The organism is Streptomyces griseorubiginosus, from assembly GCF_017614965.1.
In the GTDB taxonomy this organism is placed as follows: Bacteria; Actinomycetota; Actinomycetes; order Streptomycetales; family Streptomycetaceae; genus Streptomyces; species Streptomyces griseorubiginosus_B.
On record NZ_WVUG01000078.1, the window covers coordinates 23438 to 31455 of the forward strand.

The following is an 8018-nucleotide window of genomic DNA, read 5'->3' on the forward strand; positions in this document are numbered from 1 at the left end:
TCCCACCCCGCGGCGCCGGATAGGCTCGGTGTCGTGGACCCAGTCAAGCCAGGACAGACGCCGCGTACACCTTGGATCGTAGGGGTGTCCGGCGCCTCCGGCACGCCATATGCCGCGTCGGTGCTGCGTGCGCTGCTCGACGCCGGCGAGAGCGTGGACCTGGTCGTCAGCCGGGCCTCCCGGCTCACCCTCCTGGACGAGACGGGGATCTCGTTCCGGGACGCACACTGGCGCGACGACCTGCGGGAATGGCTGACGCGGGGGGCCGACGGAAAGCCCGGGACCTACACCGTGGACATCGGCGCCGTGCGGTACTGGCCCGCCGGGGACCTCGCTGCGGGCCCGTCCTCGGGGTCGTACCCGGTCAAGGGCATGCTCATCGTGCCGGCCTCCACGGCGTGCGTGGCCGGTGTCGCGCTCGGGCTGTCCAAGGATCTGCTCCAGCGCGCCGCGAGCGTCACACTGAAGGAGCGCCGGCCGCTGGTCGTGGCCGTACGGGAGACCCCCTTGAACGGCCAGACGCTGCGCCACCTCGTCGCCCTCGACGACGCGGGCGCCACCGTGGTCCCCGCCTCGCCCGCCTTCTACGCGGGCGCCACGCACATCCAGGACCTGGTGGACTTCGTCGCCGGGCGGGTGCTGGACGCGGCGGGCGTCGGGCACGGCCTGTACCGGCGCTGGAAGGGCCAACTGGGCGGCGGGCACAGCGCGGACTAGGGCGCCGGCACCTGTGAGCACCTCGCACTACCTCTCATCACTCGGGAACTCTTCAGCGGAAGGCATCGATCGCATGGACGCGGTGGACAGGCAGCTCATCCAGGCCCTGAGGGAGAACGGCCGGGCCTCGTACGCGGAGCTGGGGCGCCTCGTCGGTCTGTCGGGGCCCAGCGTCACCGACCGCATCAACCGGCTGGAGGCGGCCGGTGTCATCACCGGCTACCGCGCCACCGTCGACGCCGCCTCGCTCGGCCTCGGCGTCACCGCGCTGATCGGGATCTCCCTCTCCGACGCGGCCGACCACGAGGACGTGGCCCAGCGGATGAAGGAGCTCGGCGAGATCGAGGACTGCTGGTTCATCGCCGGCGACGACTCGTTCATGCTCAAGGTGCGGGCGAGTGACGTGGACGGCCTGGAGAAGATCATCCGGCGGCTCAGCGGGACGAAGGGCGTGTCCCGGACCCGTACCACGATCGTGCTCTCCACGAAGTGGGAGAACCGGGTGGGTGAGCTGCCCGAACAGGTGTGAGCCCGTGGGCGTACCGTTGGGTCGAGTTGTCGTAGAGGAAAGGTCGTGGCATGGACGTCGGGCTCAAGCGCGAGCTGGAGGAGAAGGTCCGCTCCGGTGAGCGGCTGTCCCGCGAGGACGGCATCGCGCTGTACGAGTCGGACGACCTGGCGTGGCTCGGCGGCCTCGCCCACGAGGTGCGCACCCGCAAGAACGGTGACGTGGTCCACTTCAACGTCAACCGGCACCTCAACATGACCAACGTGTGCACGGCGTCCTGCGCCTACTGCTCCTTCCAGCGCAAGCCGGGTGAGAAGGACGCGTACACGATGCGCATCGAGGAGGCGGTGAAGCTCGCCAAGGCGATGGAGAGCGACAACCTCACCGAGCTCCACATCGTCAACGGGCTGCACCCGAACCTGCCGTGGCGCTACTACCCGCGGTCGCTCAGGGAGCTGAAGCAGGCCCTGCCGGACGTCTCCCTGAAGGCGTTCACGGCGACGGAGATCCACCACTTCGAGACGATCAGCGGGCTGTCGGCTTCGGAGATCCTCGACGAGCTGATCGACGCGGGTCTGGAGTCCCTCACCGGTGGTGGCGCCGAGATCTTCGACTGGGAGGTCCGGCAGCACATCGTGGACCACCGCACCCACTGGGAGGACTGGTCCCGCATCCACCGGCTGGCGCACGAGAAGGGTCTGAAGACCCCGTGCACCATGCTGTACGGCCACATCGAGGAGCCGCGTCACCGCGTCGACCACGTCCTGCGCCTGCGTGAGCTGCAGGACGAGACCGGCGGTTTCCAGGTCTTCATCCCGCTGCGCTACCAGCACGACTTCGTGGACATGAAGGACGGCAAGGTCCGCAACCGGCTCCAGGCGCGCACCCAGATGGCGACGGGCGCGGAGGCCCTGAAGACCTTCGCGGTCTCCCGGCTCCTCTTCGACAACGTCCCGCACGTCAAGGTCTTCTGGGTCATGCACGGCGTCCAGACCGCGCAGTTGGCGCTCCAGCACGGCGCCGACGACATGGACGGCTCGGTCGTCGAGTACAAGATCACCCACGACGCGGACAACTTCGGCACCCCGAACAAGCTGACCCGCGAGGACCTCCTGGACCTGATCCGCGACGCCGGCTTCCGCCCGGTGGAGCGCAACACCCGCTACGAGATCATCCGAGAGTACGAGGGCCCCGACCCGGCACGAAGGGAAGAGCCGCAGCCGATGCGGGTCTGAGCCCCGTCGGGGGGCGGGTGCGGGCGAGTGGGGACTGGTCGCGCCCCGCGGCGCAGCCGCACATCGATGTGGTCCCCCGCCCCCTGGGTGGGTACTCGCAGCGCATGTCGTCCGAAGACGCCTACACAGCGGAGCCCTTTCTCCCGGAGCGGCGCGACTTGGGGGCACTGCGCAAGGCCGCCGCCGGCTGCCGGGGCTGTCCGTTGCATCGGGATGCCACTCAGACGGTGTTCGGGGAAGGGGACGTTCACGCGCGCGTGATGCTGGTCGGGGAGCAGCCCGGGGATCAGGAGGACCGGCAGGGGAAGCCGTTCGTCGGGCCCGCCGGGAAGCTTCTGGACCGGGCTCTCACGGACGCCGGTATCGACCCGGGGGACGCCTACGTCACCAACGCGGTCAAGCACTTCAAGTTCACGCAGGCCGAGCCCCGTAAGCGGCGCATTCACAAGGCGCCCACGCTGCGCGAGATGACCGCGTGCGGGCCCTGGCTGGCCGCCGAGCTGGCCGTCGTGGAGCCGGAGCTGATCGTGGTGCTCGGGGCCACCGCGGGCAAGGCGCTGCTGGGGTCGTCGTTCCGGGTCACGCAGGTGCGCGGGACGGTGCTGGAGGAGGAGATTCACGGGCGGCGGGAGCGCCTGGTGCCCACCGTTCATCCCTCGTCCGTGCTGCGCTCGGACGATCGGGAGTCGGCGTACCAAGGGCTCGTAGCGGATCTGAAAGTCGCGGCACGCGTTCTGGCGTAAGGGCTACGATACCCACGTGTCCCTTACCTTCACTCTCGACCCCGCCGTCACCCCCGCCCTCCGCGACGGCATCCTCGACCTGTGGACGGACGTGTCCAACGCCGGCGGCTCCGTCGGTTTCGTGCCGCCGGTGACGGCGGAGACGATCCGGCCGGAGCTGGTGCGGCACATGGTCGCGATGGCGGAGGGCCGCACCCGGCTGCTCGTCGGACACGACGAGGACGGACGGGTCGCCGCCACCGCCTTCCTCGCCCTCAACACGCACCGGCTGATGACCCACTGGCTGTGGCTCTACACGGTGATGGTCCACCCCCGCCACCAGGGCAAGGGGTACGGCCGCGACCTGCTGGCCGCCGCCCAGGACGCGGCGTGCGGAATCGACGGCATCGAGGCGATCCGGCTCACCTGCCGGGGCGGCCTGGGGCTGGAGCGGTTCTACGGCTCCTGCGGCTACAAGGAGGTGGGCCGCGTCCCCGGCGCGATCCGGGTGGCACCGGGCGACGACCGCGACGACGTGATCATGCTGCTGCCGCTGCGCTGAGCCCCCGCCTGCAAGATCGGGTACCTGACGTGCTTCACTGGACGGTGCCCTTTGGGAATGTTCGTACCGTTGACGGAAGAGTGGATTGAGATGCTCCGCTACACGCTGATGCGCCTCGGGATCTTCGCGGGCTGCTTCGTGGTCGTCTGGGGTCTCGTCTACACCGGCATCGTCCCTCGCGGCTTCGGCGCCTCCAACGGCATCTGGATGGTCCTGCTCGCCCTGCTGATCTCGGCCCCCATCAGCTTCGTCGTCCTGCGCAAGGAGCGCGACCGGGCCTCGATCAAGGTCGTCGAGCGGGTCGACCGGATGAAGGCGAACTTCGAGGCGAACGCGGCCCAGGAGGACGACGCGGACGACGCGGCCCGCACGCAGGGCCAGGCACCCCAGACGTCGTAAGCCTGTCACGCGGGGTTTGCACACGCTTGGTCCCAACTACTCTGTGCGGCATGGGTGCCGTGAAGACCAAGCGGATGCCGCGGGCGGTGCGGGAGCAGCAGATGCTGGACGCCGCCGTGCGCACCTTCGGGCAGCGTGGGTACATGGCCGCGTCGATGGACGAGATCGCCGAACTGGCGGGCGTGTCCAAGCCGTTGGTCTATCTGTACCTCAACTCGAAGGAAGACCTGTTCACCGCGTGCATCCGGCGTGAGGCGAAGGCGCTGACGGAGGCGGTGCGGTCCGGGGTGCGGCGGGAGCTGCCCGTCGACCGGCAACTGTGGGAAGGGCTGCGGGCGTTCTTCACGCACACCGCGCAGAATCCGGACGGCTGGGCCGTGCTGCATCTGCAGGCACGAACCCACGGCGAGCCGTTCGCGGCCGAGGTGGCGGCGATGCGCGAGGAACTCGTCGCGTTCGTGACGCAGTTGATCGTGGTGGCCGCGCGGGAGGCGCACCGGGATCCCGATCTGGCCGAGAGCGAGGTCGCGGGGCTCGCCGAAGCGCTGGTCGGTGCCGCCGAGTCCCTCGCGGCCTGGGCCAACGCGACCCCCGGCGTCACCGCGCGGCAGGCCGCGGCCACGCTGATGAACTTCGCCTGGGCCGGGCTCGGCAACCTGATGGAGGGGCGGCCCTGGTCACCCCCGCAGGAGGCGGAGCAGCCCGTCCTGTGACGCGGCCGCGTCGACGACGTCCACGCCGGTTCCCGCGAGCAGCGACGCCAGGCCGGGCTCGGGGCGCAGGGTGACGAGACGGGACGCGACCGGGCCGAGCAACAGCTCGGTCTCCAGGGCCGCTTCGGGCCGTACGACGTCCACCCCGGCCCGCTCTGCCAGCCGGCGCAGCCGCTGGCCGCTCTCGCGCGGGTGGGCGAAGTAGCGCTCGGCGTTGAGCCGGTGGGCGAGCGCGGCCGTCTCGTCCACGGGAACGCCCGGCGCGCCGACCAGATCGGTCCCGGACAGCACCTCGGGCGGCCCGAACCGCCGCCGCACCCAGCCGTGCCCGGGCCCGCGCGCCTCGACGACGTCCCGCGCCCCGACCGTCGCCACCAGCAGCCGCAGCGCCCGCGAACAGGACGCCCCCACGACGACCCGCCCAGCACCGGCCAGACGGGGAGCGAGCGCGAGCGTCGACCCGTACAACCCGACCGGCACCCCCTCGGTCCGGGCCAGCCGTGCCGTGCACCACACCTGCTCCCGCGTCCGGGCGTGCCGCGGCAGCACTACGGCGACCTCGCACCCCGACCCGTCCCGCTCACCCCACTCCAACACCTCCAGCAGCCCACGGACGGAGTCGGCCACCGCGATCCCGGTCCCACCCGGGACACCGCTGACGGCCACCTGCGTGACGGCACCCGCCGAAGCGCCACGCCCCCTCACGCCGAGCCCCAGCGGCGCAGTGCCGGTGCCACCCTCTGGTGGCCCACTCGGTACAGCCTCTTCGCGCCGCGGCGGGCCGCCGTGCGGACCGCGCCCCGTACCCCGCCGGATGCGGCCGGAGCGGATGTCGGCAGCGGGTGGCCCTTTTCGTCGAGGCCGTGGCGGGCCAGGATCGGCAGGAGGTAGGGCCCGGCGGAGCTCGGGGTGTAGTACGGGCGCAGGGGCGGCAGGTGACGCAGGGCGCGCAGGTCGGCGAGGCGGGCGCGGGCCGCCGCGTACGGGTCGGTCCGGCCGATGCCCTGCGCCGCCGCCCACTCGGCACGCGGCATCGGCAGCGCGCCCGCGTCGAGGTCGTCCCAGGAGGCCAGGCAGCCGGAGTGCAGGAAGTAGTGGTTGCCGTGCGCCTCACGGACACCGAGGTCGGTCAGGATGGCCGTCGGGATGCCGCGGTGCATGGACTCTAGGGCGGCCGTGGAGCTGACGGTGACCAGCAGGTCGGTGCGGTCGAGGACCTCGGCCATGTTGCCGTAGACCAGCCGGAGGTTGGCCGGGGCGGGCTCGGAGAGCCGCTCGACGAGGAGTTGGTACGGGTCCGCCTCGACGTGCGTGGTCTGCTCGCCCGGCAGACTGCGCAGCTTGACCAGCACCTCGCGCTCGGGATGGCGGCGGGCGTGTCCGGCGGCCCGCTCCAGGAGGTGCAGCCGGGCGCTCCGTTCCTTCGGCACCGAGGGCTGCACGGCGAAGGTGAGGGTGAACGGCCGCTCGGGGGACGGACGGTGGGGCTGCCCGGTCAGGAAGGGCAGGGCGCACTCCACGACCGAGTCCGGGTCCACGCCGACCGAGTCGAAGGCGCGGGCGAAACGGGCCGTGTCGTGGGCGGAGTTGGCGAGGACGATGTCCGTGCCCGCGCGGGTCAGCAGCCCGTCGACCATCTTCTCGTAGACGACCCCGACGTATCCGCTCACCGTGACCGGTCGCCGCTCGCGCCCCTCCCAGGCCCGCCCGAGGGTGTGCGTGAGGGCGAGGACCGTGCCGCCGGAGACGGCCAGGACGACCACGTCGGCGGCGGCCAGTTCCCCGTCGCCGGCGAGCTCGGCGACCGTCACCTCGCGACGCGTGTCGGGCTCGATGCCGACCTCGGCGAGCTGACGCTCGGTGGGGGTGGAACGGCCCCGCAGGAACAGGGCGTCCAGCGCGTGCTCCGGGGCGAGTTGCCGGGCCACCGAGGCGCCCCATTTCCAGCGGGTGTCGGAGTCCGCGACTACGGCGATACGTCTGTGGGACATGCCCGGAGGTTAGGAACGGCTCCTGAGCGCCAGGTGAGTCTTCCCTGTGTGGTTTCCTGCGTATGTGGGTGCCCACTGTGAGAATTTGGTCAACCCGCCTTACCGGCAGCGGATGTTCGAAACCGCCCCGAGTCAATGGACGGCAGGTGTTCGCCTGTTGTTCATGAGACGTGAGGGGTGACATCTGTCATCCCGATCGGCGGACGACGGACACTGGGGGAACGCATCCCTCCGCCCGTACTTTCATGCCCATGACGAAGACCAGTGGCGAGGACCCGCAGAAGACCGACATCAAGGTGAGCCTCATCGGCGGCCACCGCCTCAAGGGCGAGACCCTGCACGAGCGCACCCTCACCGCCTCCCTCATCGGCGGCGCCGACATCGACCTCACCGACGTCGACATCCCCGACGGCGCCGAGCTCCGCGTCACCAAGCTGAGCCTGATCGGCGGCGTCAGCCTCAAGGTCCGCCCCGACGTCCGCGTCGAGGTCCACGGCATCCGCCTCGGCGGTGTGAAGGACGACGGCCCCACCGAGCCGGGCGGCCCGACGGTCCGCATCGACGCGTGGGGCCTGATCGGCGGGGTCAGCGTCAGCCGCGCCTGAACCGGTCCGTCACGGCAGGGGCAGGGGCGCCGCGGAGGCCGTGCCGTCGGCCGCGAGGAGCGGGCAGACGCTACGACAGCGGATCCACCCGCCCGCTCACATGGACACGGTCACCGCTTCCGCGCAGCTCGAACCGGCCCCCCTCCGCCCCGTACGTCACCGTCCCCGGCAGCAGCACCGGTGCCCGGAACTCCGCTCGCACCCGCACCGGCTCCGGCGCCCCGTGGGCGGCGAGGCAGCGGGCCACGGTCCACATGCCGTGCGCGATGGCGCGCGGGAAGCCGAAGAGGCGGGCGGTGAGGGGATGGAGGTGGATGGGGTTGCGGTCGCCGGACGCGGCCCCGTACCGCCGCCCGACGTCGCCGGCCAGCCGCCACTCGGCGAGCACGGGAAGCGGTGCCCGCTCGGCCCGTTCGGCGGACGGCTCGGCGTGCGTGCGGTGGCGCGCGAGATACGTGCTGCGCGACTCCCACACGACGTCCCCGCCCTCCCCGCCGTCCCGTATCTCGGTGATCACCGAGGCTTCGGTGCCGCGCCGGTGCGGCTCCAGAACGCCGACGTAGACG

Annotated in this window: 11 protein-coding genes; 8 read left to right on the forward strand and 3 right to left on the reverse strand. The window is 71.5% G+C overall.

From position 1 onward, the window contains the following. Positions 1-84: 84 nt before the first annotated feature. From GRC12_RS17175 to GRC12_RS17205, 7 genes are all read left to right on the forward strand, one after another. Positions 85-717: a UbiX family flavin prenyltransferase gene (locus tag GRC12_RS17175; RefSeq protein ID WP_308286565.1), complete on the forward strand. Its 633-nt coding sequence runs from the start codon at positions 85-87 to the stop codon at positions 715-717. A 73-nt stretch (positions 718-790) separates the two neighbouring features. Beyond that, positions 791-1246: an Lrp/AsnC family transcriptional regulator gene (locus GRC12_RS17180; protein ID WP_133043443.1), complete on the forward strand. Its 456-nt coding sequence runs from the start codon at positions 791-793 to the stop codon at positions 1244-1246. Between the two features lie 50 nt (positions 1247-1296). Beyond that, complete coding sequence (gene mqnE, locus GRC12_RS17185) at positions 1297-2460, forward strand: aminofutalosine synthase MqnE (protein WP_208780168.1); 1164 nt, start codon at positions 1297-1299, stop codon at positions 2458-2460. A 104-nt stretch (positions 2461-2564) separates the two neighbouring features. Further along, positions 2565-3203, forward strand: a complete 639-nt coding sequence (locus tag GRC12_RS17190) for a UdgX family uracil-DNA binding protein (RefSeq protein WP_208780169.1) — start codon at positions 2565-2567, stop codon at positions 3201-3203. Between the two features lie 16 nt (positions 3204-3219). Beyond that, the gene (locus GRC12_RS17195; protein WP_208780170.1) at positions 3220-3744 is read left to right on the forward strand and encodes a GNAT family N-acetyltransferase; all 525 of its coding nucleotides are present in this window, start codon (positions 3220-3222) and stop codon (positions 3742-3744) included. Between the two features lie 90 nt (positions 3745-3834). After that, positions 3835-4143, forward strand: coding sequence for a DUF4229 domain-containing protein (locus GRC12_RS17200; protein WP_208780171.1), 309 nt, complete (start codon positions 3835-3837; stop codon positions 4141-4143). Positions 4144-4193: 50 nt separating this feature from the next. Further along, positions 4194-4856, forward strand: coding sequence for a TetR/AcrR family transcriptional regulator (locus GRC12_RS17205; RefSeq protein WP_208780172.1), 663 nt, complete (start codon positions 4194-4196; stop codon positions 4854-4856). On the opposite strand, the gene GRC12_RS17210 is transcribed toward GRC12_RS17205, so the two are convergent. Further along, complete coding sequence (locus tag GRC12_RS17210) at positions 4821-5522, reverse strand: hypothetical protein (RefSeq protein ID WP_208780173.1); 702 nt, start codon at positions 5520-5522, stop codon at positions 4821-4823. The two genes, GRC12_RS17205 and GRC12_RS17210, sit on opposite strands and share 36 nt — an antisense overlap. 35 nt (positions 5523-5557) lie before the next feature. Next, positions 5558-6847 (reverse strand): DUF6716 putative glycosyltransferase, encoded by a 1290-nt coding sequence (locus GRC12_RS17215; RefSeq protein WP_208780174.1) that lies wholly within the window; start codon positions 6845-6847, stop codon positions 5558-5560. Positions 6848-7098: 251 nt separating this feature from the next. On the opposite strand from GRC12_RS17215, the gene GRC12_RS17220 reads away from it, so the two are divergent. Then, positions 7099-7452: a hypothetical protein gene (locus GRC12_RS17220; protein WP_208780175.1), complete on the forward strand. Its 354-nt coding sequence runs from the start codon at positions 7099-7101 to the stop codon at positions 7450-7452. Positions 7453-7522: 70 nt separating this feature from the next. Here the strand turns inward: GRC12_RS17220 and GRC12_RS17225 are convergent. Beyond that, a partial coding sequence (locus GRC12_RS17225; protein WP_280117483.1) for a MaoC family dehydratase occupies positions 7523-8018 on the reverse strand: 496 nt, incomplete at its 5' end.